Below are 26540 nucleotides of genomic sequence, written 5' to 3'. Positions count from 1 at the left end.
ATTGCAAAAATGAGATTTTACGAGTTCTGTTTTCTGTTAAGCGTTCCCTACAACTGCCACTAAGTCTAATTTGCTAATATCAAAAACATTATAGGACTAAACTGATATGCGTTCCAGAGCAGAGCAAGTTGCCAGTATAATTGAACACCGTTCCCGTTATCTTCCCAATAAGATAGCAACAGTTGAAAAAGAGCTTCAGGCACGAGCATCTGCCTTATATAATCTGGAAACTCATCAACAAGTGTTACTACAAGAAAATGCCAATACCCAAGCGAGTGAGTATTTAAAAGCAATCAATTTTGCTGATATTCAAAAACGCATTACATCTGAACTGTTTGTATTGTCTAAACTCAAAAGCCGCTTTTCCAGAAATACGCTGAATATTGGCGTTGTTGGGTTGATGGGACAAGGAAAGAGTACCTTGCTCAAGAGTTTAAGTGGACTTAGCGATCAAGAAATTCCAGCTTATGAAGGAGCAGCTTGTACAGCTGTTCGTAGCCTGGTTTGTAACAAGGAGGGTTCTGTTGAAGTTAGAGTCATTCTGCATTCAGAAAAAACCTTTTTAGAGGAAGTGATTCTTCCTTACTACAAATCGCTGAAACTCAAGCCTGAACCGGGCACCCTGGATGAATTTGCACGAGCATCTTTACCTGCCCAAATGCCTGTTGGAGCAACCGATGAAGCAGTTTATAAGCACCTGCGGTATGACTATTTTCAGAACTTAGAATACTATCGGCATTTGATTGTTACTGGAGCAGAACCAGCAGAGGTGGCGATCGCCCCAGAGGAGGTGGCTGAATATGTCAGACAAAAGCGAAACCCTCAAGGAGAATTAATTTCGTACAAACACTTAGCTGTACGCGAAGTTAATATATTCTGTCCCTTTGAGAATCCTGATGTTGGTAGGATTGCTCTAGTTGATATTCCTGGTTTGGGAGACTCTAAGCTGGGCGATGAAAAAGTCATGCTGGATACTCTCGGTAGAGCAGTGGATGTAGTGCTTTTTATAACACGTCCAGACCCGCAACGTTACCAATGGCGCAAGGTTGACACCGATCTTTACGATATTGCGGCTCAAGAATTGAATAACCTTGCAGGCAGAGCGTTTATGGTTGTCAATCACAGCCAAAGAACACAAAATCTAAATGCATGTATTGCTCTCAAAGATACTTTGCAGATGCAAGTTGTTAGTTGCGAAATTGCTGACTGCTCAAACCCAGAGGATGCTAACCAAGTTTTTGATCGCATTCTCAACTACCTGGCAGAGCATATTCTGGAAATTGATCAAGAATATGCTCGGCAAAGTCAAGAGCGGCTAATGAAAATTCAGCAAGATATCGATCTGATTATACAGGCTGCCCAGAAAGTTTTTAGCGCAACTGATAGTGACTTGTCCACACTTATTGACGATCAGTATGACGATTTGTTTGGTACCGATCAGGATGGATGGTGGCGAGAGATTACCATCGCCTTCCAAGAATTGAGATTTGAATTTGCCAAAGGCTGTCAATTACCGTCTAAGAGTCTGGAATCGAGTGTTGAGAAAGTCTACAAAACTTGTAAGGCAAATGCTGGAATTTTAACTGCTAACAATCCAGAAGCCGAAATTGAGAAGCAGATTAAAGCCAGCAATCCAATGAAAGCCTATGCTGACTACCGTGATTTGTTGCGAACTTTATTGTCCGATCACTTTAGTCATTTAGATGAAGGACTAAAAGAATCAACTCAAGAAGTGAAAGCGCGAGTAGCAGAGATTTTAATCACAGTTGGACAATTAGGTGTCTTGGGTAATTCCCTTGAAGACTGGGAATTTATTCAAGCTTTTAGAGAATTGCTAGAGCGAGAACATTCAGATCTTAAAAGACTTCAGCAAGGCTTCCGAATTATTTCTAATTTTGAACTTTCATACAGTGGCTTAATTGAACCACAGATATATCAAAATTTGGTTGAACTTAGCAATATTCAACTTACTGATGAAGACTCGAAAGATGTTACCTTAAAAGTTGGACAAAGTACAACTGCTGACTTAATTCTTAACGCACTACAGATTGACTATGATCGCACAGTTGCTAGAATTAAGGCGGCTCTAGAAGAGCTACTTTATCAGCCCAGCATTGCTGCTTACGCGCTAATTGAGAAGTTTATTGACAATATAATCTACCACAAAGAGGCTCAAAAAGACTGGAAAAAATTTCTCAGGCGAGTCAGGGCTAAAGTCTGGGCTGAGGAAATTGGTAAACTTGAACAAGAACAACAGCGGCAACAGGACTGGTTAAATAGTGTTAAGCGATTAAAAGAGGTTAATCGTGTAGAAACCATTCAATTTTTGACTTGAATTTTCGACCTACTGATTGACTCAGAAAAATATCAGCACAGACTAAACTTGATTTTTAACCAGGATTTGTTTTGATGAATAACCTGCAAGAACTAAATATTATCATGCTTGCGCCTAGAGGAGTTGGCAAAACCAGTTTGTTAGCCGCCATGCACGAAGAATTTCACAAAACATTTGAGAATGCAGGGCTAACAACATGGGCAAGTGACACTAAAACATTGGATGCGATCGAAGATTGTAAACGCCTCCTACGAAATATGGACTACCGTTTACAAAAGCTAGTTGAACCAACTCCACCCCAACTTGATCCTTGGGAAGATCAAGGATTTATGTTTGAAGTGGGAAGTGGCGGCAAAAAGTTCATAAAAATTCGCTTTACCGATCCTTCTGGAGAATATTTCAAACCTACTGCGACTCCTGATCAAAAGGAGTATGTCAAACAACAGTTAAATCAATGTGATGCAGTGATTATTCCCATTGATTCAACTGCTTTAATGGAAAAGAAAACAGGCAGAACGAAAACTACAGAAATTGGACTTTGGCATGAACCCAAAAATGACCCTGCTCGTATTACCAAGCTTTTAAAAGACGCCTACGCAAGTATAACAAAACCTAGGCTGGTTGTTCTAGCACCATTAAAGTGTGAAAGTTACATGAAAACAAATAAAGATGCTAATGACTTGCTGGATCACATCAAAATTGGCTATCGACAATTACTGGATTTCTTCAAAGAAGACGAGATTTATCACAAATTGGCAGTAGTCGTAACACCTGTACAAACCATTGGACACATTGCTTTTTCTCATGCTGAAACTACTGATGGTTATACGCGGTTCTTTTACAACAAAGCACCGCTAGATGCGCCTTATGATCCTAAAGATGGAGATCAACCACTCCGCTATGTATTGCGATTTTTGTTGAATGTATACAATGAAAGCAGCCAGTTAGAATTGGAACGAGCTAAAGAAGACTTTTATAAACTTGAAAAAGAAGTTGGTGTCAAAGACGATCAATTGAATAGCGCCCAACGCAAGTTAAATCTAGCAGAACAGCGTGTGAATCAGCGTAATCAACTTTGGCTACCCTTCAGACTAATTGCTAACCTTTTCGATGACGTTAATACATCCTACGATGAAGCTAATAACAGTTATACGGAAAAAGCGTTTGATCTCAAGGAGACAGAAGCTCAAAAATTTGCGGTTCAAGACAAAGCAGACGCCACACAAGCTCAACTCCAAGCTTTTAACACAGCTATTTCCAAATTTGCAATTGATTGTAAGCAAGAGCGTGGCTTTGCCATTTTGCAAGGTAGAGCCAAATGGTTACCAGTTCCTAAATAATTAAGATGAGGCTTCTATGAGTTACAATCAAGTAGAAATTTACGTTAGAAGTTCTCCATTAGGCGAAGTTGGTATTCATTGGCGCAATATCAGCAAACCCGAACAGCCTAAGGAAGAGCCAGTTGTGCTTAAGCAACGAGTTATTGCTAGAGATGATGGTAAACAGGTAACAATTAATTCCTTAATTAACGATACTAAACCGTCCCTCATTTTAGCTCGATATGAAAATAAGGTGCTTGTAGAAGTCACAGGGCTAGATGCAGCAGAAGATCGATCAAAAAGAATGGGGCGGAGAATCTCTGAAGTTGTTTTGTGGGTTGGGGATGCAACGCCCGAAATAGAATCTCAACTAAGAAAACTCGCTGCTTGTATTTTGCTAAGTTTTTGGGAAAAAGAGTCAACTTTTCTAAGCAAGATTCGCAGTGCTATTGACTTTGATGGACTGAATGACTTTAAAGCTAATGCCCAACAAATTCAGCAGTTATATACTGATGCTGGCACACATTTAGATGACTTCCTGTCAAAAATATCTCCCAGCGTCGTTGAACTTGGTGAGTCAGTTTGGTTAACCCCGAAAACAATTGATATTGAGAGCCAGTTATATACTTTAGTAAAGCAAATCAGTCAAACTTCCTTTGGGGAAACTGAGCAACCTGTAGTGGTTGTTGCTGAGTTCAAAAAAGAGGGCGATACGCCTCCCTTGCGCGTGTCCGTTGGCGCAGCCTCTGGGATAGGAGAAGGACTCAGCGTCAAGCCTCCGGCTTATCCCCAACAGATTGTTTACAAGGGCAATGTTTGGAAAGCACCTGAAACTAAAACTGAAAAAAAAACACCAGTACCGTCACCAGAAGCAGTACCGTCAGCACAACCAATACTACCTCAAAAAGCAGTACCACGTCGAACAACTCGCATAGTAATCGTTGGGATGATCCTGCTGATTCTAATTCTGCTCACAACCTGGGTAATAGCTCAACCCAAAATATTACCACCAACCCCAACGCTAACTCCAACCCCAATACCCAAACACAAGCCATCCAGCAAGACAACCAACCCTCAAAGTTTTCTTCAGCCAGCCAACAGTCCGGTGTTACCCGACGACAATCAGCCCCAGTCTTCCCAAAGTCGATCGCCAGACGCTTAATTGGAAATGATCTGACTGATGTGCATAATGCAATCAGCTTTTTGTCTGAGAAAGATGTTTATAAATTTTCTCTTTTAATTGAAGCTTTGGAACGAATTAGCAAAAATCATAGCTCACGTATTACGACTAAAATACTCAACGAGGTCGAGAAATATCTTAACCGATGCTTGACAGATTTAAACACGGATGATTCAGAATATTTAGAAGAAGAACCTGTCGAATGGTTGCAAAAATCCTATAAGTGGTTGCAACGCCGATTTGACATTCATACAAAGATAAATTCTCTTAACTTGAACCGAAAAAAGGAACTGCTAGCACTAGGTTACTTTTTACAAGGGGAGTTATCAACACAAGAAGAGTTTGAGTATATAAGAAAGGTTTTACGTTCTTATTTAACAAGAATTGAGCAATTCCGAAATTCTCCACCTTCTGAGTAATGATGCCCGTCTTCCATCTTTAGTAACTGAGTGCTTATAACAACCTGCAAAGGTTAGTCTGGCAGTCCCGTCTTTCTTGCTGGTCAGGGGAGTAAATGAGCGTTTAAAAGTTTGTTCTGGTAGTATATGACAAAATTCACTTACTTTTAACTTGTTCCGAATCGGCAGTTCCCGTGTAAAGTTATAGTAGAAATAGTCCGAGAATCCGCCGTTGTCGGGGAGGACACTTTCAAGCCCTAGCAACAATCGTTGGCATCAGTGATTGAACGGCACAAATATAAAGATTAATTTTATAGAAAAAAGAAGGGAAATAGTTTTGAAATCTATCCATTTTCTGTTAAACCGTACAACTTTAATTGTAATTGCGCTGGCAGCCACGTTGGTTGTAGTGCTTGGGGGTACGTTTGAGGTAACTAGCGCAGCGCAACCTAATGCTGAATTAGAAATTCAAAAATTAACAGTCTGTCATGCGCTGGGAATTGACGCCATTGGTGGAGGAAACCTGCAAGAGGGAAAGAATATTTTACGGGATTGTTCTACTCAAGACGCAGAATTCACTAATAATTTAGCTGGAGGAATAACTAAAAAACAAACTGGGACAGATGCTTTGGCGGATTACATATATTCGGTATACCAAGCAAACGGATATCAAGCTACCCAACATTTAATCGGTTCGATAAACGTCTCAGTTCGTAATACTAATGAGGCAATAATGTCCTCATACGTCCACGGAACACACAAACGTTCGGAAACTAGCATTGATGTCGCTAATGGCACTTATGAAGATGAAGTCGTCAAAGTGAGTGGGCATTGGAAAATCCGTCGTCGTACGTTCAATCAGATCAATTTTTTAAACCTCAGATCCCCAACCGATTCAACCAGAGTAAATCTAGAATAAACAGATAATTTTTTTGCGCTACAGTAGCACCCTTTCCTGAAAAACACCGAGGATATCACCAATTTTTCTTTCAAAGAAACAATTTGTAAGTAGTAGGGCACGAAAGGTCAGTCAAATTTTATCCTTTGAAATAATCTAAAAGGCGATCGCCTGAATCAGCACGAATTAATGCGACAACGACGTCGGGTAAAGCGGTTAAACTGGGGAAAACCAGATAACGTGATTCCCAACGAGGGTGAAATTTGTCTTTGTATGCGTGCAAGCCTTGGAAATTGTAAAATCGCTCCAAATGCTTATAAAGATAGTACAAAACTTTCTCTAAACGAGCCGACTCTTGAGTTTTACCTACTCCAGCAAGGGCAGAAAGACCAATATTAAAACTATCGTAATTTCGCTCCTTGTAGTGCTGGAACATAGATAGAAACAAAAAGTCCATTGTTCCATTCTCAATCGACTTTCGGTGTCGCATCATGTCGTTAGTCACTTCGTTGAGCTGGTACTCTAATACAATATTGGTGAAGGCAATAATTTCACCCTGGGAGGACTGCACCGTTACGATCTCAGACTCTCGCAAATAAGCTTCATCAAACCAACCTAGAGAAAACTTTTTTTCGGAACCTTGCACCAATTGCAGCCATTCGTCACTAACAGGTTTGATTTGATGCAACAATGTATCAGCAATTGGTGGTTGGTAAAATTTGACTTCATACCCCAGCTTAGTCATGCGATTGATTGCTGTTCTGAGGTTTTTACCTGCTTTTCCTTGTAAGGTGAAGCTTTCGAGATCGACTATTGCTTCTTCACCAATTTGACTACCTGAAATCCCAGCGACTTGTAGAGATCAATATCATTAGGTAAAGTTTGGTAAAATGCTGGATACCAGTCGTTACGTTGGCAAAACAACTGAAAACTCACAATCACTTCTTTACGGTCTTCATCTGGTCCAATGGGATCACCTAAGGCGATCGCACCCCGTCCTTTAGGGACATAACCAATCACACTGCGACCAGAAGGACTAAAAAAGTAACTTTTATCACTTAACAATGTAAATGCTGCTAACGAAGAGCATCCATACTTTTCTACGATATCTTTTGCCTGCTGCCGTTCTTTAACAGTGGCGGTATCACGTAGAAAAACTGGTCTTAGTAGCATGAACAATGCATAAGCGATCGTACTTGCTGCAATAATATAAATAGAATTAGCAAAAAAGTCCCCAAATCGGGTTTTTGGTTTCAGTCCGTCATTATTATCTGTGAAGAACATAGCAAAAGTTTGGGCTATGGCATCACTCCAACTGAAATTTTCCGTAAATTTGCCATCTAACAAGTAAAACCCAATTGTTCCATATGCCAAAGTAAACAGCAAAGCTGCAATTAACACCCGCACTCCCTGCGCAACCGAAGGACGATCTGACTTTGCTGTAAAAACATGGCGCATCAAGAGTAATTGCATCAGCAAAACACCAGACAACAGACTTTCTTCATAGTCCAGTCCCTTAATCAAGTGGCTGACAACAGAAAGAATCAAGAATCCAATAGTGAGTAACCAAGCAATTCGTTTTCGACGCAACAAGTTGGTTGCAAGCGTCAGTAACACAAACCCAGTCAGTGCTGCAAATAAATGACCGCTAACGCGAATATCAAAAGGTAAAAAGTGCTTCAACCAGTGATTTCGCTCATTTAGGTTAGGCGTCACTGCTGACACCAAGTTTACCACTCCGACTAAACCAGTGAGGAAAGCTGCACTCCAAAGCCCAATCCGAGTTCTAAAATCAAGAGTCATTGGTCACTTTGTTCTTTTGCGAATTTTCAAACTGTTTTCCTACATAAGATAGCGAATCTTTGAGATGTTTGTGAAAGTAATTCCACCCAACATCTGGACCTGACAAACCATGTCCTCCAGGAAAGGCATAAAACACGTTTTCTATACCTAATTTGTCTAAGGTTTCATGGAATTTTTGGGTAGAGGCAAGTAAATTAGAGTCATGTTCTCCAGCATCAAGATATACCCGTAGTTCCTGTCTTTCCTGAGGTGACAATTGTTGGACAATTTGTTGGGGGCTATTTTGTGGGCCACTGTTATCGGTAAAATAGCCGCTATGGCTGAACAGAATATTAAAGTTTTTCAAATTGCGTAAGCCAATATTAAATGCACCCCATCCTCCAGAAGATAAACCTACCAACGCCCAAAACTTTGGATTTTCTAATGTACGATAGCGTGACTTGACAACTTGTACTAACTCCGAACCGATCAACGTTCCTACTTTACCATTAGGCCCATCATAATAATCAGGGTCGAATAAGGGACTTGAACCCCGGTTATCATTTCCATCTGGTGTAATCACAATCGAAGGCGGTAGTTTGTTATTTTTATAAAGTTCATGTAGAACTTTTAAGATTGCATATTTATCAACATAAGCACGGGCATCATCATGACCGCCATGTAGTAAAAATATGACAGGATAGCGTTTGAGAAAATTTTTATTGTAGTATGGGGGCAAAATAACACCATATTGTCGTTGTGTCCCCATTGCTTGACTGTTAAAAGTTTCTAGCTGAAACTTCAACCCACTATTCGTCACCTCTTGAGGCGGATCTAGCTGCGGCGCACCTAAGATAAAGACATACCAGTAACCAGCAGCACTCAGGATTGTAATTGCACCTGCAACGCCCATTAAAACTTTAGATAATTTCATGGCTTGTTGAAACCCAAATTATCACTAGCGTGTAGAATAGCCGAGATTTTAAATTGTCTTCCGACAAATGTTAGCGAATCTGCCAGATGTTCATGCCAGTAGTCCCAAGTGTGACCTCCGGGAAAAGCATTAAATATATTATAAATTTTCTCACTACTGAGTACTTGATTAAACTTTTTGGATTCGTCAACTCCGACTTCAGTATCTGCTATACCTGCATCAAGGTATATCCGTAAGCGTTTTTTAGTTTGAGGTGAAATGGTCTTGATATAGGTGATTGGGCTATTTTGCGATCCACTCTTGTCTTGAAAGTAACCGCTATGACTAAATAATATTGAAAAGTTATTTAAATTATGCAATCCCACATTCATTGCACCCCAACCTCCTGAAGATAATCCCCCCATTGCCCAAAAATCAGGACTGGCGAGTGTACGGTAGCGGTTTTGCACAACTTTCACCAGTTCATCCCCAATGGCTGTGGAAACTTTACCATTTGGACCATCAATATAATCAGGATCCCAGTAGCGGCTAGAACCACGTTTGTCATTTCCATCTGGTGTGATAATAATACTGGGCGGCAACTTGCCTGTTGCATAAAGCTGTTGCACAACTGTTAAGGCATCTCCTTTTGTAAACCAATGGTCAGCATTTCCATGTCCACCGTGAAGGAGAAAGATAACTGGATAGCGTTGATTTTGGTTTTGATCATAGCCCGGAGGTAAAGCAACGCAGTAAATGCGATTTCCTCCCATAACTTTGCTATTGTAAGTTTCGGTTTTATATCTTAATTGGGTAGTTAAATCCCTAGCAGTCGGTTGTGGTGGTAACACAGAAGTTAGAGTTGGCGGACGCATCTGTGCTTGTGCAGATTTTATATCACTACAGTTACAGAAGGCTAACACCGAAAGTAGCAGCACAATTTTAGATTTGAAGCAGTTCATCAAAAATATTGATTGATAGCAATTGAATCAAAACTATAAAAAATCATAAAATTTATAGAGATGAAATTTGTGAAGACAAAGGTGTTTGTGTATTAATCCCAATAAGATATTTCAATATAGTACTGTTGATTAACTCTGGACACTCTGCCATAACTAAATGTCCGGCATTAGTAACATGTAAATGAGTACCATTGACGAAATGTCTTGCTAAATCGTTCCCCATCTGGTGTGTAAACATGGGGTCAAGACTCGCAGTTATAATCAAAGCAGGAATATGCAAATTCTGCGGCAAAAGGTGACGCGTAAAAAAGTTATAACCCCAAAAGATTTCTAAAGCTTTGTAGGATTGGAAATCCGTTGGTGTTGGACATTCGGCAAAAAACCGTTCCATAACGCTGTGGCGGTAAGAAGTCGAGAAAAAGTTTGAGATTGCTTGTACACCAGGTAAAGAGTATAAATATCTGCCGCCCCAAGCCATCAACTTCATCAGCGGAATTTCCCACCAAGGTGCTAAGTTATGAGTTCCGCCGGCGATCGCAATAAAACCACTCACACAATTGTGCTGGGCAAACTCTAAACCAATAGGAACTCCGTAGCTATGACAACACAGCACTGGTGAGGAAATGCCCAATTTGTACAACAATCGCTGTAAATCCCGACAATGTCGCCCGATGGAGTAGCGAGGGTAGGGACTCGACTGTCCGTGTCCTGCCAAATCATACACCAGAACTTCCCAACCTTGACTTTGAGCAAACTCATACTGAGAACGAAAGTTAAAGCGGTTTCCCGTTCCTCCATGCAGAAAAACTATAGCTGGAGTTCTCCCCGAATTGTGGCAAACTTGTAAATTGACCCCTCGTCGCAGATGAATTGTTGAACCAGCTAAGGCATCTTGAAAAGAGTCATTAGTCATTAGTCATTAGTTAATGGTCATTAGTCATTAGTTAATGGTCAACTATAGGACTCCTGTGCAGATTTTTGTGAAACTAGTACACCTTTATCAGTTATCAGTTATCTATTGTTCACTGGTAACTGATAACTGTTCACTGTTAAGCGTTCCCTACAACTGCCACGAAGTCTAATAAATTAACTTGCTTTGTTGTCTGAATCCTATAGTCAAAAGCTTACGCTAGTGATGTGTCAATTTTATGTCAACATAATGAAACTTTTGTGAATGTCGAGTTATTAGTCGTTTTCTGCTTCTACTCTCTCCACCTCTGTAGTCTCCCCCCTTGCCTAGTTGTACTATGCTTCAAAAACTCCGACTCAACTTCAGTTCGTTGTTTGGCTTGCTACTTCTGGTACTTTCTTTTTGGGCAATTAGCCACGAACTACGTGAGTATCGTTACCAAGATATTTTGAACTCTTTAGGAACAATTCCTAAAAGGCACTTAAGTTTGTCAATTATATTGTCAAATATAGGCTATCTAGTGATGGCGTCGTATGATATGCTAGGCTTTAGCTATATTGGTCGTTCTCTGGCTCTGCGAAAAATTGCTTTCACTGGGTTTATTAGCTCTGTACTCGGTAATACCATCGGTTTTGCTTTGGTAACTGGTAGTGCTATTCGTTATCGTTATTATTCTGGTTGGGGAGTATCACCACTGGCGATCGCCCAAGTTATTGCTTTTGCCAATTTCACTTTTTGGTTAGGAGTGTTTGCCGCGTCAGGGGTAATATTTCTCTTTAACCCCTTGGAAATCCCCACCCAAATACATTTACCTTTTACAAACACACGTCCTCTGGGTGTTATTTTCCTAGTAATAGTTATTTGTTATTTATTAGGAAGTATTTTTATTAAAACACCGTTAGTCATTCGTCGCAAAGAGTTTCGTTTTCCTTCTTTCAAGATAGCTTTTGCTCAAGTCGTCATTTCTAGCATTGACTGGATAATAGCCGCAGCAGTTCTTTTTTTGCTGCTTCCTACCAATAGTGTATCTTTTCTAGACGTGTTGAGAACCTACTCACTAGCTATGTTTGCAGGTGTGGTGAGTAACGTCCCTGCTGGGTTAGGAGTGTTTGAGATTGTCATCTTGCATTTTCTGTCTGCGAAACTTTCTCCTGTCGTTGTTTTGGGTGCAACACTAGCTTACAGAGCAATTTACGACTTATTGGCTTTGCTAATAGCAACAAGTTTACTGGGACTCTATGAAATTAAACACGGTACAAGAAATATAATGAACAAATAGAATTCCTAGGGACAATTGACTACATAAAACTTATGGCGCTCATAGTTCAGAAATATGGTGGTACATCTGTCGGTTCAGTAGAGCGTATTCAAGCTGTTGCACAGCGCGTGTGCAAAACTGTGAAAGCAGGAAACTCTCTTGTTGTCGTGCTTTCCGCGATGGGGAAAACCACAGATGGACTCGTTAAGCTAGCATACGAAATCTCACAAAATCCCAACAGCCGGGAAATGGATATGTTGCTGTCCACAGGTGAGCAGATATCCATTGCTTTAGTCAGTATGGCTTTGCAAGAATTGGGACATCCAGCTATTTCTTTGACAGGAGCGCAAGTAGGAATTGTTACTGAAGCAGACCATACGCGAGCGCGGATTTTACATATTGAAACAGAACGCGTCAAGCGACATCTTAATCAAAACAAAGTTGTTGTTGTAGCAGGGTTTCAGGGGATTACCAGAACAGAGGAATTGGAAATTACGACCTTGGGACGTGGCGGTTCAGATACCTCAGCGGTGGCTTTGGCAGCTGCATTGCACGCAGATTATTGTGAAATTTATACTGATGTACCAGGGATTTTAACAACAGATCCCCGTTTGGTTCCAGAAGCACAACTGATAGATAAAATCACCTGCAATGAAATGCTGGAACTCGCAAGCTTGGGGGCAAAAGTCTTGCATCCTCGTGCAGTGGAAATTGCCCGGAACTATGGCGTTCCTTTAGTGGTACGCTCTAGTTGGACAGATGAACCTGGAACTTGGGTGATTTCACCAGCGCCACGTCCGCGAGCACTTGTGAATTTGGAAATTGCTCGTTCCGTTGATGATATTGAATTTGATACCAATCAGGCGAAAGTGTCGATGTTGCGTGTTCCAGATAAACCAGGTGTAGCAGCGCGGTTATTTGGGGAGATAGCACGTCAAAATGTGGATGTCGATTTGATAATTCAATCAATTCACGAAGGTAATACGAATGACATTGCCTTTACCGTGATGGCACCAATATTAAAAAAGGCGGAAGCCGTAGCACAAGCGATCGCCCCTGTTCTGCGTTCTCAAAAGGCAACAGAAAATGAAGAAGCGGAAGTGATGGTACTGCCCAATATTGCTAAAGTTAGTATTGCAGGTGCGGGGATGATTGGGCGTCCTGGTGTAGCAGCGAAGATGTTCGCGACTCTTGCAGAAGCTGGTGTTAATATCCAGATGATTTCTACGAGTGAAGTGAAAGTGAGTTGCGTAATTGATAGTGGAGATTGCGATCGCGCTGTTGCTTTTCTTCGCGCCGCCTTTGAAATTGAAGAAGACAAACAGACAACCCAACAAATCAATTCAAAATTCTCATCTGCCTCATCTGATCATCCTCCCGTCAGAGGTGTCGCCCTGGATATGAAGCAAGCGCGTCTGGCAATTCGTCAAGTACAGGATCGTCCAGGAACAGCCGCGAAGATATTTGGATTGTTGGCAGAACACAATATCAGCGTAGACATGATTATTCAGTCCCAGCGATGTCGTATGATGAATGGCATTCCTACGCGGGATATTGCCTTCACTGTTGCCAGAATAGATGCACAAGTAGCACAAAAAATGCTCCAACAATCAGCAGCAGAATATGGATGGGGTGAAGTCGTGTTGGATAATGATATTGCCAAAGTCAGTATTGTGGGAGCAGGCATGGTCGGACAACCAGGCATCGCGGCTACAATGTTTGAAGCACTATCCCAGCACCAAATTAATATCCAAATGATTGCGACTTCGGAAATTAAGATTAGCTGTGTTGTCGCGCAAGAAGAAGGTGTCAAGGCGTTGCAAGTCATTCATACAGCGTTTGGACTTGCGGGTAGTCAGAGTATTCAAGTGCCTGCTTGATAATTGCTGTTGAAATAGAGATTTTTAGTATGAGGCGATCACAAGCAATACAGCGGTTCTCGTTTGAATCACATACATCACCAGGACTTATGCAAAATAATGAAAAAATAAACCGCAAAGGACGCAAAGAGCACGAAGTTAAGAGGGTTTAAAAGGGTTTTTGCGTAAGTCCTAAAGATATTGCTCGTTTACGGGGCGGTTGCAGATTTCACATCTAACTTCCGCCTTCTGCCTCCAACTTCCGCTGTAAGTATTAAAATTAAGACAATCAAGTTTAAGATGATCACCGAAGCATCTTTGTTGTCAGACAAGAAAGATATTTTAGATAAATTCAAACATTGCTCCTTAAAAGCAGGTTATGCCAAACCTCAGCACATCACACACAACAGGACAAAATTTAGAGCTTTTTCATCTCCAAAGTAACACCTCTTTTGAATTGCCACCAAATCTTCCGATTTTTCGGATTGGTAAGCCAAACGAGCAAATTGCACCGGACATCAATGTTTTAGCTTTGCCAAATGCCGATGTTGTTTCTCGGCTTCATGCAGAAATTCAGGTAGAAGAAAATACTTATTATATTATTGATACGGGAAGCTCCAACGGCACATATCTTAATAGTGTCAAACTAGAGCCAAAAAAGCGCTATCCCCTTAATTTAGGAGACAAGATAGATCTAGGTCAACAAGGAAATATAACTTTCATTTTTCAACAGAAACAAAATTTTTCTTCGACTTCTTATTCCAGACTGACTCATCAACCCACAGTTCTTCAGGCTCAGATTGTACAGCCTGAAATGACTGGAAACAACAAACAACATCAAGTGGATCGTCCGAGTAAACTTGTCGGCTTAGTGCTGATGGTTTTAGGGATTTTGATCATATCTACAAATACTCGAATTGGCTTCTTTCTAGGTATCCCTAGTGTTCTATTATGCATCGCAGGAGTTATCGTCTTAAGCCGACGCCATCTAAATCGTAAAATAGGATGGATTTTGCTCGGATTGGGAATTGCAATCATGCTGTTCACAGGCAATCTTTTTGCATCAGTGAATCTTTTCGCTGTCTTGGCATCCTCTGCTTTATTATTCGCTGGATATCAATTGTTTAATACGGGTAAAGTCTTGAATTATAGTTTGCGATCTTTTAAGGGATTATTTAAGAGATAGTTATTATGGCGATCGCCCGCAAGGGCTCGGCTCCCTGCTGGAGCATCGCCAAGACAATCCTCGTCAACGTGATCCGATTCAACAGCTGATGTTTCTGTGCCAGTAGGCGACTTGTCTGGCTTTGTGGAGTTGATTGAAAAATGTTGAAAGAAAACCACGTACTTTGTAAAAAACTTGACAATCATAAGTGACATACTCTATTTTTAAGACAGCGTGTTGAGTTCATCTACACACTAAGCCCGATCCTTGAAAACCGCATAATCTCGTTGGAGTGTGTCGATGGCTTGCCCAGTAAGCTTTTCAGACGCCAAAATTGATTTCTTCTTGTGAGAGTTTAATCACTTTTTCGGAGTGTGTCGATTTGGGGGTCTGGAAGCCGTTTCCAGTAAGGGTTTCAGAAGTGAACTCTTTACAGAACCCTTTCCCTGCAAAGGGATGGAAACGTTAATCCCGCAGCGGGAATGGCATATTGGATCCACTTTACAGAACCCTTTCCCTGCAAAGGGATGGAAACAATCTTTGCTACTACTAATCTACTCAATTCTAGTCTATCCTTTACAGAACCCTTTCCCTGCAAAGGGATGGAAACTTCAACTGTAGTACAATTTTCTGGTAATCTAGATTAGCTTTACAGAACCCTTTCCCTGCAAAGGGATGGAAACAGCATCATTCCGCTCATCAAACAACCGCGCCACCTTTACAGAACCCTTTCCCTGCAAAGGGATGGAAACCATAATGTGTCCTTCTTGTCCTTTTTGCATCAAAGGCTTTACAAAACCCTTTCCCTGCAAAGGGATGGAAACGTGAGTTCTTGACACTTGACTATGCTTTGTTCACCTACTTTCCATTGCCTCTACCCCTAAAGGGGATGGAAACTTATTGATAAAACAGTTCAATACAGTCTTTAATATTACTTAAATACAGGCGGTTATCCCTCATAACATAACAGCCTCATTTAACACTCGTTCTCGAATGCACTCATGCAGAGTTTCAGATTCAGCCACATCTACTTTGCGTTTTAGCAATTTTTCCAGTGACTGTATCAAAGCAATCTGATCTAACAGAGTTCGTTTTGGCTCAATTTGTACCAGAAAATCCACATCACTATCTCGTCTTGCTTCTCCCCTAGCTACGGAACCAAAAACTCTGATATTGTAAGCTCCATGTTGAGCAGCAATTTGCAAGATTTGTTCACGATAAGGCAATAATAATTCATCAATTCCCATAACCGAATCCACACTGTATTTATCACTCATACTAACTCTTTATGAAATTGCACTTTGTTTACCTCCCGGCTACGCTGTGTTGAAATATAGCGCTTTTCATCCAGATGAAGTAGATTTTCATCTGCGTCGAGAGTGCGTTTATCTGCGGTTCTTTAACTCTTTAATATCTTCCACTCAATTGAAAAGCCCCATATTGTGCTAACTTTGAAGCATCCAGAGTCACAAGCTTGGTTATGGTTTCTCAACCCCTGGCAACAACTCCATCAGAAATTATTTACCCAGAAAGCGACGGCAAGCCAATGGCAGATAATACCAAGCAATTTCGCTGGATTGTGCAGATTCAGCAAAATCTTGATTGGCTGTACGCTGATGATCCAAATGTTTTTGTGGCTGGGGACTTGTTATGGTATCCAGTAAAAGGTCGAAATACGATTGTCACAGCGCCAGACGTGATGGTAGTGCTTGGGAGAACAAAGGGCGATCGCACTTCGTATAAACAATGGGAAGAAGACAACATCCCGCCCCAAGTCGTCTTTGAAATCCTCTCTCCCAGTAACAGTTCAACTGAGATGGACAAAAAGCTTTTATTTTACGATCGCTACGGAGTTCAAGAATATTACATCTACAATCCAGACAAGAATACTTTGAGAGGTTGGTTGAGAACAGAGGATGGACTAGATGTGATTGGAGAAATAGGAAACTGGGTTAGTCCCCGCTTGGGTATCCGGTTGACTCATCCGGCGAAGAGTTGCAAATCTATCGTCCCGATGGTAGCAAGTTTTTCTCTTATGCTGAAGTTAACGAGCAGCTAGAACAAGAAAAGCAACGCGCTGAACAAGAAAAACAACGCGCTGATCAAGAAAAGCAACGCGCTGAACAAGCACAACAGGAATTGGAAAAGGAACGTCAGCGATCGCAAGATCTAGAGGATGTGTTGAAAAAGTATCGCGATCGCTTTGGTGATGTCATCGAGTGATTTAAAAACCTCACCCCGCCCTCCGGGCACCCCTCTCCTTAGTAAGGAGAGGGGCAGGGGGTGAGGTTCCTCGTTTTTTATAAGTATTGATCCGGATATGATATGATTCTGACTCCTGAATTCTGACTCCTGACTTCTTTCTTAACAATTTTGCAGTTGAGCTAACAATACCACAATTTCATCAATAGCCTGCCGCACAACTCTTGCAGGCTGTTCGCTTTGATTTACCATAATACTAAAAACCATTGGACTGTATTTGGGCGTATTAATATATCCTGCCAAAGAAACAACACCGCCCATCGTGCCAGTTTTTGCTTGAACAATACCTTCAGCAGGTGTGTTTTGAAAGCGACTTTTTAGAGTCCCGCTTTTACCTGCAACAGGTAAAGATGCTCGATATACCAAAGCTGCTGGTGATTTTGCCATCGCCTGCAAAGTTTGTACCAAAGCTTCTGGACTCACTAAGTCTTTACGAGATAACCCCGAACCATCTACCAAAGAGTAACCTGTTGAATCAACTCCCATTTGGGTAAGCGTTGCTTTCATGACTTCCAAACCAGCATCAGCAGAAGTTTGATTTTCTGCAGGTGGTTTTTTAATAGCTAATGCCCTCAATAACGACTCAGCAAAAAGATTATTACTATTAATATTTGTTTGGGCGACAAGTTCAGAAAGTGGAGGAGATTCTACATTTGCTAATTCCTCTTGATTCTTGCCATTACTTGATGATACAAACGTCTGCACAACAGGAATTTTCTCTGCTATCAAAGTACTACGAAAACGACGTGAGAAATATTCCGCTGGAGAAACAACAGGTAAACTGACTAACTGAGGTTGAGAATTAAGCGCTAACTGTCCTTTAATTCGCAAAATTTTTCCTTTCAAGTCACGAGTAACATTGATAGAACTTGGTTGATTTTCTGCAGTTGTTACCGACTGATTAATAACTTGCCATTGTGCAGCCTCACTAATATCATTCCAGATAACTTTGAGAGGTTGTCCTACACTTTGCGGCGAAAGTCTAATATTAAAAACATTTTGATTTAAAATTAAGCTGTTAATAGGTGCGCCGTAATCTGACTGTATATCTTCCCATTGCCAAGAAGGGTGAACAATATCTCCTCGAATATAAGTATCATCAGCAATCAACTGATTGACTCTCTCAATACCCTTCTGTTTCAACTGCTTTGCCAAAACTGTTAATTGTGCATCACCTAAACTAGGATCTCCTCTACCCACAACATATAAAACCCCATTACCACCGCCATACACAGAAGTGCGAATACGAAAATTTGTCCCTAGTTGCTGTAGTGCAGCCGCTGTTGTCAGGAGTTTCGTTGTAGAAGCTGGGGTAAAGTATTTTTGGGCATCCCGACTGTAAAGAGTTTGGGTAGAAGACAAAGGTTGTACTAATATACCCCAACGCGATCGACTGAAGACAGGACGATTAATCACAGCATCTATCGATGCTCCCAGTTGGGCAGGACAAATTGATTTTGTGGTAGTTTGTGTTGGTACAACTTGTGTTTGTGCTGACAGAGGTTTAGTGGTGATACCTACTTGGGTTCCCAAGAATAGCAGCAGCAACCCAAGAGAGATTCTTTTTGGCATTATGTGAATAAATATTAAGTAATGGTTTTTGCTTCATGAATGTTTTATTGTATAGACTGTTCCAAAAAAAAATCCCCTAGTCTATCACCTAGAGGATACGAAAACCACGACACAATATGACTACTCATCATAATGCTGTCGTGGAGTACAAGACCCAGTAGCTAATCGGTAAGAGGAGGGATTGAGCCTCGTACTGTGTTAGATTTTGTGCAAGAACGTATTAACACCTACAATACTCCTGGCAAAATCGGCAAAGTTGCCAAAATGCCAACTCCACAAAGAAAACAAAAGTTATCAATTCCTGATTCAGCTTGGGATATCAGGTGCTCACTTCCCCTTACTCCCTTCCCCCTACTCCTTGCTCCCTGCTCCCTTCTCCCTTCTCCCTTCTCCCTTCTCCCTTCCCCCTTCCCCCTTCCCCCTGCACTCACTCATTACTGCAAGCTTGTCCTGGTATCCAGACGGTAAAAATTGAGCCAACACCAACGGTAGATTCCACTTCAATTCGCCCGCGATGAAGTTCTATAAGTTGTTTAGTTAAAGCCAAACCTAATCCAGTTCCTCCATAACGACGATGGTAAGGTGTATCAAGTTGATGAAATTTTTCAAACAGCTGTGATACCTGTTCTTCTGGAATTCCTATCCCGGTATCCTCTACCTGAAATACAGCAGTGTTGTCTTCTACCCAAAGACGTAAAATGACTTCGCCATCTTCTGGTGTGAATTTTATCCCATTAGTTAACAGATTCCACAAAATTTGTTGGACTCTCCTGATGTCAGCACTGAACATGTCGCGCGGCGCGTTGAGTTGCACATCAAGTTTGAGATTAACTCGCTGAGTATTTGCTTTTTCTTTAAGCGCGTTAAGTGCAGATTCTGCTATAGTTATTAATGAAAATTCTGTGATATCTAAAACTGCCTTACCTGCCTCAATTTGAGACAGATCAAGAATATCATTAATCATTTCTAATAAATGTTCTCCACTATCGTGGATAGTTTGCAGGTAATCTCTTTGGCGTTGAGTCAACTCGCCAAAAGACCAACGTAATAAAGTGGAAGACATGCCGATAACATAAGTTAAAGGTGTAAGCAGTTCATGGCTAACGGTAGCAAGAAATTCACTTTTTAGGCGGTTGGCGGCTTCAGCAGCAACAAGCGCGTCGTGTAATGCCATTGTACGCTCAACAACGCGTTGTTCTAGGGTTTGTTTTTCTTGAGTGAGCGATCGCATTAACTCTGTTTGGTGAATGGCGATCGCAAGTTGTTCGGCTACAGAACTGAGCAAATTTTTCTCACTTTCAGTCCACTGGCGTGGCGCGTTACACTGATGAGCAATCAACAGTCCCCAAAGTTTATCCTCATACATAATTGGAGAAGCCAACTTTGCGCGAACTCTAGCTTCTCTAAAAAAATTCAACAAATACTCTTGCAGAACATAAGTTTTCTCAACATCATCCACTGCTAAGGTTAAGCCTTTGCTGAACTTTTCCCAATATAGGGTTGTTCGCGCTTCTTTATTATTGAGAACTGACGGAATTTCATCATTAGCACAGACTTCATATATAATACTACCTGCCTGATTAAGTAAGTCTTGCTGCGAGGCAATGGAAGATGAAAAGCCTTGAGTTCCCTTATTTGGGTATACCTGTGGCGTGTTTGGCGCAAAGCCTGTCCAATGAACATAGTCAGGCTGAGGAGGAATAGGGAAGTGGGCAGATGAAATAGATGAAAGATTTGTTATCTCTTTACTATTGACTCTTGATGCCTCAAATTTGTAAACTACAAGCCTATCTAATTGTAAAAACTCTCGAACTTGTGCAACTGCCGTTGCTATAATGACATGCAAATCCAAAGTTTTACGGATTTTCGTTGTCACTTGATTCAACACTCGCTCCTGAGCAACCTGTTTTTTCAGGGCTTGTTCCATTGGTTGACAAACAGAAACATGAGGATAAATTTGAGGTGATAATTCTGTTACCTTGGAATTATCTTGTGGGAAAAAATACTTTAATAACAAAAGTGAAAATTGACTTTGAAGCTGGGCATCATTAGCAGTAGGAATTTGACGATATTGTTCAAGCTTTTGATAGATATGGGAATCTTGTTCAAACAAATCTCTTAAGTTCAAAATAAAGGAGGCGATCGCTTCTGAGTCCAAAGTCAACCTGAGATTCAGTGCGGAGTAACAACTGTGCCCCCCTTGCTCACCCATCTGTTGTGGTAAACCAATAAGCAGAGCACTAAACTGTTCAGAAACGACTACGATAAAGCGTTGTGTCTGCCATTCTTGAGGTATGTCAATTGGAATCAACACAGCTTCTGTGAGTACTAAAGCCCCCTTTCCTACTGCTTGAGCCATCTGTTGCAAAATTGCTCCAAGCTGATGAAACACATTACTAGGCAAGGTTCGAGAGAAACTCAAATCGGCAGAACTAGACATTGTTACAAACAGGAGTAAAAGGGGCTTTTTGCTATTGCTCAAAAAATTTTGTATTGTGTCCTAACCAACAGTTTAAGACGTTAAGACAAAATTATGCATCGTATCAATGCCACATCGGGAGGATGGAATCCTCAGTCGGAAAGTATCATTTTTCTGGAACAAACCCCTGCTCCCATAGTATTTCTGACGTCTGCTGATACGGATATTCAAACTTTGGCGGCTGCTGTACCCAAATTACCCACGACATTTCCTGCTTTAAGAGTTGCCAACTTGCTGCAATTGCAGCATCAAGTCAGTATTGATAACTATGCCGAAAAAGTTTTAGAGTTCTCAAGCGTGATTGTTCTCCGTTTATTAGGAGGACGCTCTTACTGGGCTTATGGCTTAGAAGTTGTGCAAGAAATTGTCCAACGTAATGGTACAACTCTCATTGTAATGCCAGGAGATGACGCCATAGACCCCGATTTCATCTGTGGGTCTACCCTACCTTTGAGTACTGTGAATCAGGTATGGCAATACTTTAACGAAGGTGGGGTCGAAAATTTTCTCCACGCTCTGGAGTTTATCTGTGATACTTGCTTTTCAACTTTTTTTAATCCTCCATCACCGCAAGTTGTTCCCCGCGTAGGGTTGTATGAGTGGAGGAGGGAACAGGGAATAGGGAACAGGGAACAGGGAGCAGAAAGCAGGGAGCAGCGAGCAGCGAGCAGCGAGCAGCGAGCAGCGAGCAAGGAGAAAAATAACTCCCTCACTTATATAGTAGGAATTCTTTTCTACCGTGCTCATTATCTGGCAGGAAATACTAAGGTAATTGATGCTTTATGCAACAGTTTGGCAAAGCGAAATCTACAGCCAGTTCCAATTTTTGTTTCTTCTTTGCGTGATGTTGATGTTCAAGAAGAATTGTGTCAGTTTTTTCAACCTAAAGACACTCAGCAAATTGCCCTGCTGCTGAATACGACGAGTTTTTCTTTAGCCCGGTTGGAAACAGAAACACCGCAAATTGATTTGTGGCAAAAATTAGATGTCCCAGTGTTGCAAGTTATCCTCAGTGGTGGTTCAATTGAGCAATGGGGGATACAATCTCAAGGACTCTCACCCCGTGATATGGCGATGAATGTGGCGCTTCCAGAGGTAGATGGGCGAATTATTACTCGTGCTGTGTCTTTTAAGACGATACAAAGTAGCAATTCTTCTTTGGAAACTGATGTCGTGGTTTATGAACCGGTGGGCGATCGCATTGAGTTTGTCACCTCTCTAGCCGCAAATTGGGTACGTTTGCGCTCAAAACCTCCTCAAGAACGTCGTGTGGCGTTGATTTTGGCAAATTACCCGAACCGTGATGGACGCCTTGCAAATGGTGTCGGGTTGGATACGCCCGCCAGTTGTGTAGAAATTCTTAAGGCTTTGCAGTTGGCTGGGTATCAGGTGGAAAATTTGCCTGACACTGGAGATGAGTTGATTTCATGTCTCACTGCTGGGGTGACGAATGACTCGGAAGGTAGGGAGTTGCGTACAGTTCTGCAGTCTGTTTGTTTGGGGGAGTATCAGGAGTTTTTTGCTTCGTTACCAGAAGCTGTGCAGAAGGGAGTTGGCGAAAGGTGGGGAAGTGTTTTTGAAACGAACCGCAGAGGCGCAGAGGGCGCAGAGAAAGAGAGAGAGGAGAGTTTTGCGGTTTCAGGGATTCAGTTGGGTAACATCTTTGTAGGAGTTCAACCAGCGCGGGGTTATGATGTTGATCCAAGTTTGAGTTATCATGCGCCTGATTTGGAGCCAACTCACGATTATTTGGCTTTTTATTATTGGGTGAGAACATGTTTTGGGGCAGATGCTGTTGTTCATGTTGGGAAACATGGAAATTTAGAATGGTTACCAGGTAAAAGTGTGGCTTTGTCGAGTTGCTGTTATCCAGAAGTGGCTTTGGGGGCGCTTCCACATTTGTATCCGTTTATTGTGAATGATCCTGGTGAGGGTTCCCAGGCGAAACGTCGTGCTCAAGCTGTGATTGTGGATCATCTGACGCCGCCTCTAACTCGTGCAGAACTTTATGGTTGTTTACATGAGTTGGAAAATTTGATTGATGAGTATTATGAGGCTCAGAGTTTGGATCCTTCTCGTTTACCAATGATTTGCGATCGCATACGCGAACTGGTTGTTCAAGAAAATCTTTTCTTGGATCTGGAATTGAAGGAAAAGGGAAAAGGGATTAAGGGAAAAGAAGAATCTTCTGTTTCAAGTTTTGATTTTTCAGTTTTACCTTCACTTGATGGTTACCTTTGTGAATTGAAGGAAGCTCAAATCCGTGATGGATTACATATTTTTGGGCAATGTCCTCAAGGACGACAGTTGCGAGATTTAATTGTTGCGATCGCACGTCATTCCAATCGTCATCATGTCGGGCTGACTCGTGCTTTGGCTCAAGATTTAGGTTTAGATTTTGATCCGCTCACGACTGATTTTAGTACTCAGCTATCAGTCCAAGATATTCAGAGTTTAGCTAACAAAACTCAACACTCCTGTCGCAGTGTCGGCGATGCTGTCGAATTTTTAGAAGAACAAGCCGCCGAATTAGTAGAAGAACTCAGAACTCAGAACGGGCTTCGCCCCGCTACGCTAACAGAACTCAGAATTCAGAACTCAAAACTCCCAACTGTTCTTGACTGGATACGTGCTACCCTTCTGCCTTCTTTACTACAAACCGATCAAGAAATTACCAATTTGTTACACGGACTTGATGGTGGATATGTCCCCAGTGCCCCGGCTGGCGCACCAACGCGAGGGCGTCCAGAAGTTCTGCCAACTGGTAAAAATTTTTATTCTGTTGACATCCGCGCAATACCAACGGAAACTGCTTGGGATGTAGGTAGAAAAGCTGCTGAGACAGTTGTTGAGCGTTATGTACAAGAGGAAGGGGAGTATCCGAAAACACTGGGATTATCTGTCTGGGGAACTGCCACGATGCGGACTGGAGGTGATGATATTGCACAGGCGTTAGCTTTACTTGGGGTGCAGCCTGTATGGGATGGTGCGGCACGACGGGTGGTAGATTTTGAAATTTTACCGCTTTCTGTTTTGGGACGTCCGCGTGTGGATGTGACGTTGCGAATCTCTGGTTTTTTTAGGGATGCTTTTCCTAACTTGATTGATTTGTTCGACTCGGCTGTGCAAGCAGTGGCGGCTTTAAACGAACCGTTAGAGGAAAATCCTCTAGCCGCGCAAGTGCGTCAAGAAACTGAGTATTGGACACAACTTGGTTTAAGTTTACCAGAGGCAAGAGTGCGATCGCGCTACCGCATCTTTGGTTCTAAGCCAGGAGCTTATGGTGCAGGACTTCAAGGTTTAATTGAAGGACAAAACTGGACAGATGATCAAGATCTAGCTCGTGCCTACATCAACTGGAGTTGCTATGCCTACTCTTCGTCAGCAAGAGAAGCGCAGGAAGCAACCGATGCAGGAGTACAAGACAATTCCAAATTAGAAGTCTCTCCCTCATCCCCGTCATCGCTTCAACAAGGACGTTCCGCGCCAGAAGCATTTGAAATGCGGTTGCGAGAAATGCAGATAGTGTTACACAACCAAGACAATCGCGAACACGATTTGCTCGATTCTGACGATTATTATCAATTCCAGGGTGGTTTAACAGCTGCAATACGTGCTGTACAGGGAAAGAATCCCCAAACTTATTTTGGTGATCATTCCATTCCAGCCAAGCCGCAAGTCCGTCAACTTAAAGAAGAAATCGCACGGGTGTATCGTTCTCGGGTTGTGAATCCTAAATGGATAGCAGGAATGATGCGCCACGGTTACAAAGGTGCTTTTGAAATGGCGGCAACTGTTGATTATTTATTTGCCTACGATGCCACGGCAAAATGTGTGGAAGACTATATGTATCAGGGGATAACTGAGGCGTATTTGTTCGATCCAGTTGTTTCGGAATTTGTCTATCAAAAGAACCCATACGCTTTGCGTGATATGGCTGAAAGATTGTTGGAAGCACATCAGCGCGGTTTATGGGACGATGTAAATACACAAACACTGGAACATTTACGAAACATAGTACATCAAGCTGAAGCAGCTATTGAAGGAAAACAAATGGTGTAATAAATTATGGAAAATCTTGCGTATTTACACGTATCATCCGTTTATGAGGACTTACCCTCCAGTGAATTAATATCGCTCAGCCGTTTGTTTAAGCAAACAGTAGCGCCGGATTGGAAACGTCTGTCTGGTAGGGCTTGGAAATATATGCTACCTTTAGCCCTGGGTTTATCTGTTCTCAGTGGTGTGAGCAGCGCCCTAGCACTTGAGAAAAACGATCGCGGTCCTTCTGTGAAAACTCTACAACAACAGTTGAAAGCAGCAGGCTTCTATCAAGCTTCCGTCACTCAAGTATACGACACTGAGACAGAAGCTGCTGTGCGCCGCTTCCAAAGAGCGGCTGGTTTAGACGTTAACGGTGTTGCTGGATCTGTGACTTTAGAAAAATTAGAGAATTGGCGTACCTCTAATCAAAGTTCCCAGGCGACAAAGATCAGCACTAGAAATGAGCAAATCAGAACAACCAGTTCTGAGAATCAATCAGTCACTAACAAGCGTCGCAGTTCTAACATTCTCCAAAAAGGAGATGAAGGTGAAGATGTCAGAGTTCTACAAGAACGATTGCGAATTGCAGGCTTTTATACAGGTAACGCCACAAAAGTATTTGGTCCAATTACTGAAGAAGCTGTCAAGCGATTCCAACAAGCTTATAACTTAGCCCCTGATGGAGTTGTCGGATCAGAAACCCAAGCAAAACTCCCAACACTTTCTATTGGTTATGGAGATGATTCACCCACTAACCAACCTACCACTGGAGATAAACTTCGGTTGGGCGATCGTGGTGAGGCTGTAAGAATTCTTCAAGAACAATTAATCAACGCAGGATACTTACAAGGAGAGCCAAACGGTTACTTTGGTCCTAATACAGCAGATGCTGTACGCCGGTTCCAGGAAGATAATTACCTAGCCGCAAGCGGTATTGCTGGTCCAACTACCCGCGCTAAATTGTATAGCATGGCGAATGATGCTCCTACAAGTGGTGATTTTAGTGTTTTGGAGATTCAAAGACGACTACGGGAGCAGGGTTTTTACAAAGGTGCTCTTAATGGTGTGATGGGAGATGAGACAAAAAAAGCTATTAGACAAGCACAACAATTCTACGGAATGAGTTTGAGTAACGTCAGAAGCGGACGCTTTTAGCATCCGCTTAGGTGTTGGTGGTGTTGATACCTAACAGTTTGCCAACCTC

Annotated in this window: 16 protein-coding genes, 2 pseudogenes and 1 CRISPR repeat array; of the genes and pseudogenes, 11 read left to right on the top strand and 7 right to left on the bottom strand. The window is 41.9% G+C overall.

Features of this window, described 5'->3' with window-relative positions; all coding sequences use genetic code 11:
- The first annotated feature begins 106 nt into the window (after positions 1-106).
- The 5 genes from AC5590_RS15850 to AC5590_RS15830 all read left to right on the top strand — a co-directional run bounded on the left by AC5590_RS15850 (position 107) and on the right by AC5590_RS15830 (position 6151).
- Complete coding sequence (locus AC5590_RS15850; RefSeq protein WP_169264540.1) at positions 107-2335, top strand: hypothetical protein; 2229 nt, start codon at positions 107-109, stop codon at positions 2333-2335.
- A 74-nt stretch (positions 2336-2409) separates the two neighbouring features.
- Positions 2410-3675 (top strand): TRAFAC clade GTPase domain-containing protein, encoded by a 1266-nt coding sequence (locus AC5590_RS15845; protein ID WP_169264539.1) that lies wholly within the window; start codon positions 2410-2412, stop codon positions 3673-3675.
- A gap of 16 nt (positions 3676-3691) precedes the next feature.
- Positions 3692-4816: a hypothetical protein gene (locus AC5590_RS15840; RefSeq protein ID WP_169264538.1), complete on the top strand. Its 1125-nt coding sequence runs from the start codon at positions 3692-3694 to the stop codon at positions 4814-4816.
- Positions 4817-4836: 20 nt separating this feature from the next.
- Positions 4837-5253: a hypothetical protein gene (locus AC5590_RS15835; RefSeq protein WP_169264537.1), complete on the top strand. Its 417-nt coding sequence runs from the start codon at positions 4837-4839 to the stop codon at positions 5251-5253.
- Positions 5254-5569: 316 nt separating this feature from the next.
- Positions 5570-6151 (top strand): nuclear transport factor 2 family protein, encoded by a 582-nt coding sequence (locus AC5590_RS15830; protein ID WP_248277201.1) that lies wholly within the window; start codon positions 5570-5572, stop codon positions 6149-6151.
- A gap of 118 nt (positions 6152-6269) precedes the next feature.
- On the opposite strand, the pseudogene AC5590_RS15825 reads toward AC5590_RS15830, so the two are convergent.
- From AC5590_RS15825 to AC5590_RS15810, 4 genes and pseudogenes are all read right to left on the bottom strand, one after another.
- Positions 6270-7933, bottom strand: a pseudogene (locus tag AC5590_RS15825) (phosphatidylglycerol lysyltransferase domain-containing protein).
- On the bottom strand, positions 7923-8846 hold the full coding sequence (locus tag AC5590_RS15820; RefSeq protein ID WP_169264536.1) for an alpha/beta hydrolase: 924 nt from the start codon (positions 8844-8846) through the stop codon (positions 7923-7925). The pseudogene AC5590_RS15825 and the gene AC5590_RS15820 overlap by 11 nt, the downstream one beginning before the upstream one ends.
- On the bottom strand, positions 8843-9787 hold the full coding sequence (locus AC5590_RS15815) for an alpha/beta hydrolase (RefSeq protein WP_169264535.1): 945 nt from the start codon (positions 9785-9787) through the stop codon (positions 8843-8845). Before AC5590_RS15815 ends, AC5590_RS15820 begins: the two co-directional genes overlap by 4 nt.
- A gap of 52 nt (positions 9788-9839) precedes the next feature.
- On the bottom strand, positions 9840-10700 hold the full coding sequence (locus AC5590_RS15810) for an alpha/beta fold hydrolase (protein ID WP_169264534.1): 861 nt from the start codon (positions 10698-10700) through the stop codon (positions 9840-9842).
- A gap of 334 nt (positions 10701-11034) precedes the next feature.
- Between AC5590_RS15810 and AC5590_RS15805 the strand changes: the two genes are divergently transcribed.
- From AC5590_RS15805 to AC5590_RS15795, 3 genes are all read left to right on the top strand, one after another.
- Positions 11035-11976: a putative bifunctional lysylphosphatidylglycerol flippase/synthetase gene (locus tag AC5590_RS15805; RefSeq protein WP_169264533.1), complete on the top strand. Its 942-nt coding sequence runs from the start codon at positions 11035-11037 to the stop codon at positions 11974-11976.
- 32 nt (positions 11977-12008) lie between these two features.
- Positions 12009-13835 (top strand): aspartate kinase, encoded by a 1827-nt coding sequence (locus AC5590_RS15800; protein WP_169264532.1) that lies wholly within the window; start codon positions 12009-12011, stop codon positions 13833-13835.
- A 358-nt stretch (positions 13836-14193) separates the two neighbouring features.
- Positions 14194-15000 carry an FHA domain-containing protein gene (locus AC5590_RS15795; protein WP_169264531.1) on the top strand — a complete coding sequence of 269 codons (807 nt, stop codon included), beginning with the start codon at positions 14194-14196 and terminating at the stop codon, positions 14998-15000.
- 407 nt (positions 15001-15407) lie between these two features.
- A CRISPR array of direct repeats spans positions 15408-15803; the repeat unit is 36 nt; unit sequence CTTTACAGAACCCTTTCCCTGCAAAGGGATGGAAAC.
- A gap of 132 nt (positions 15804-15935) precedes the next feature.
- Here the strand turns inward: AC5590_RS15795 and AC5590_RS15790 are convergent.
- Positions 15936-16226, bottom strand: coding sequence for a nucleotidyltransferase family protein (locus tag AC5590_RS15790; protein WP_169264552.1), 291 nt, complete (start codon positions 16224-16226; stop codon positions 15936-15938).
- 233 nt (positions 16227-16459) lie between these two features.
- Between AC5590_RS15790 and AC5590_RS15785 the strand changes: the two are divergent.
- Positions 16460-17202 (top strand): annotated as a pseudogene (locus AC5590_RS15785) (Uma2 family endonuclease).
- A 141-nt stretch (positions 17203-17343) separates the two neighbouring features.
- Here the strand turns inward: AC5590_RS15785 and dacB are convergent.
- Together dacB and AC5590_RS15775 are read right to left on the bottom strand one after the other, a co-directional pair.
- Positions 17344-18813 (bottom strand): D-alanyl-D-alanine carboxypeptidase/D-alanyl-D-alanine endopeptidase, encoded by a 1470-nt coding sequence (gene dacB, locus AC5590_RS15780; protein ID WP_169264530.1) that lies wholly within the window; start codon positions 18811-18813, stop codon positions 17344-17346.
- 427 nt (positions 18814-19240) lie between these two features.
- Positions 19241-21253 (bottom strand): GAF domain-containing sensor histidine kinase, encoded by a 2013-nt coding sequence (locus AC5590_RS15775; protein ID WP_169264529.1) that lies wholly within the window; start codon positions 21251-21253, stop codon positions 19241-19243.
- Positions 21254-21346: 93 nt separating this feature from the next.
- On the opposite strand from AC5590_RS15775, the gene cobN reads away from it, so the two are divergent.
- Positions 21347-25354 carry a cobaltochelatase subunit CobN gene (gene cobN, locus AC5590_RS15770; protein WP_169264528.1) on the top strand — a complete coding sequence of 1336 codons (4008 nt, stop codon included), beginning with the start codon at positions 21347-21349 and terminating at the stop codon, positions 25352-25354.
- 6 nt (positions 25355-25360) lie between these two features.
- Positions 25361-26491: a peptidoglycan-binding domain-containing protein gene (locus AC5590_RS15765; RefSeq protein ID WP_169264527.1), complete on the top strand. Its 1131-nt coding sequence runs from the start codon at positions 25361-25363 to the stop codon at positions 26489-26491.
- Positions 26492-26540: the final 49 nt, after the last annotated feature.

Source organism: Brasilonema octagenarum UFV-OR1, assembly GCF_963888615.1.
GTDB classification, from domain to species: Bacteria; Cyanobacteriota; Cyanobacteriia; order Cyanobacteriales; family Nostocaceae; genus Brasilonema; species Brasilonema sennae.
The sequence above is the reverse complement of the archived record's forward strand: the minus strand, read 5'-3'. Positions and strand labels throughout refer to the sequence as shown.

Bases quoted from the DNA above. Each gene is read 5' to 3' on its own strand.
- AC5590_RS15850 (WP_169264540.1), top strand. From the start codon at position 107: ATGCGTTCCAGAGCAGAGCAAGTTGCCAGTATAATTGAACACCGTTCC.
- AC5590_RS15845 (WP_169264539.1), top strand. From the start codon at position 2,410: ATGAATAACCTGCAAGAACTAAATATTATCATGCTTGCGCCTAGAGGA.
- AC5590_RS15840 (WP_169264538.1), top strand. From the start codon at position 3,692: ATGAGTTACAATCAAGTAGAAATTTACGTTAGAAGTTCTCCATTAGGC.
- AC5590_RS15820 (WP_169264536.1), bottom strand. From the start codon at position 8,846: ATGAAATTATCTAAAGTTTTAATGGGCGTTGCAGGTGCAATTACAATC.
- AC5590_RS15815 (WP_169264535.1), bottom strand. From the start codon at position 9,787: ATGAACTGCTTCAAATCTAAAATTGTGCTGCTACTTTCGGTGTTAGCC.
- AC5590_RS15810 (WP_169264534.1), bottom strand. From the start codon at position 10,700: ATGACTAATGACTCTTTTCAAGATGCCTTAGCTGGTTCAACAATTCAT.
- AC5590_RS15805 (WP_169264533.1), top strand. From the start codon at position 11,035: ATGCTTCAAAAACTCCGACTCAACTTCAGTTCGTTGTTTGGCTTGCTA.
- AC5590_RS15800 (WP_169264532.1), top strand. From the start codon at position 12,009: ATGGCGCTCATAGTTCAGAAATATGGTGGTACATCTGTCGGTTCAGTA.
- AC5590_RS15795 (WP_169264531.1), top strand. From the start codon at position 14,194: ATGCCAAACCTCAGCACATCACACACAACAGGACAAAATTTAGAGCTT.
- AC5590_RS15790 (WP_169264552.1), bottom strand. From the start codon at position 16,226: ATGGGAATTGATGAATTATTATTGCCTTATCGTGAACAAATCTTGCAA.
- dacB (WP_169264530.1), bottom strand. From the start codon at position 18,813: ATGCCAAAAAGAATCTCTCTTGGGTTGCTGCTGCTATTCTTGGGAACC.
- AC5590_RS15775 (WP_169264529.1), bottom strand. From the start codon at position 21,253: ATGTCTAGTTCTGCCGATTTGAGTTTCTCTCGAACCTTGCCTAGTAAT.
- cobN (WP_169264528.1), top strand. From the start codon at position 21,347: ATGCATCGTATCAATGCCACATCGGGAGGATGGAATCCTCAGTCGGAA.
- AC5590_RS15765 (WP_169264527.1), top strand. From the start codon at position 25,361: ATGGAAAATCTTGCGTATTTACACGTATCATCCGTTTATGAGGACTTA.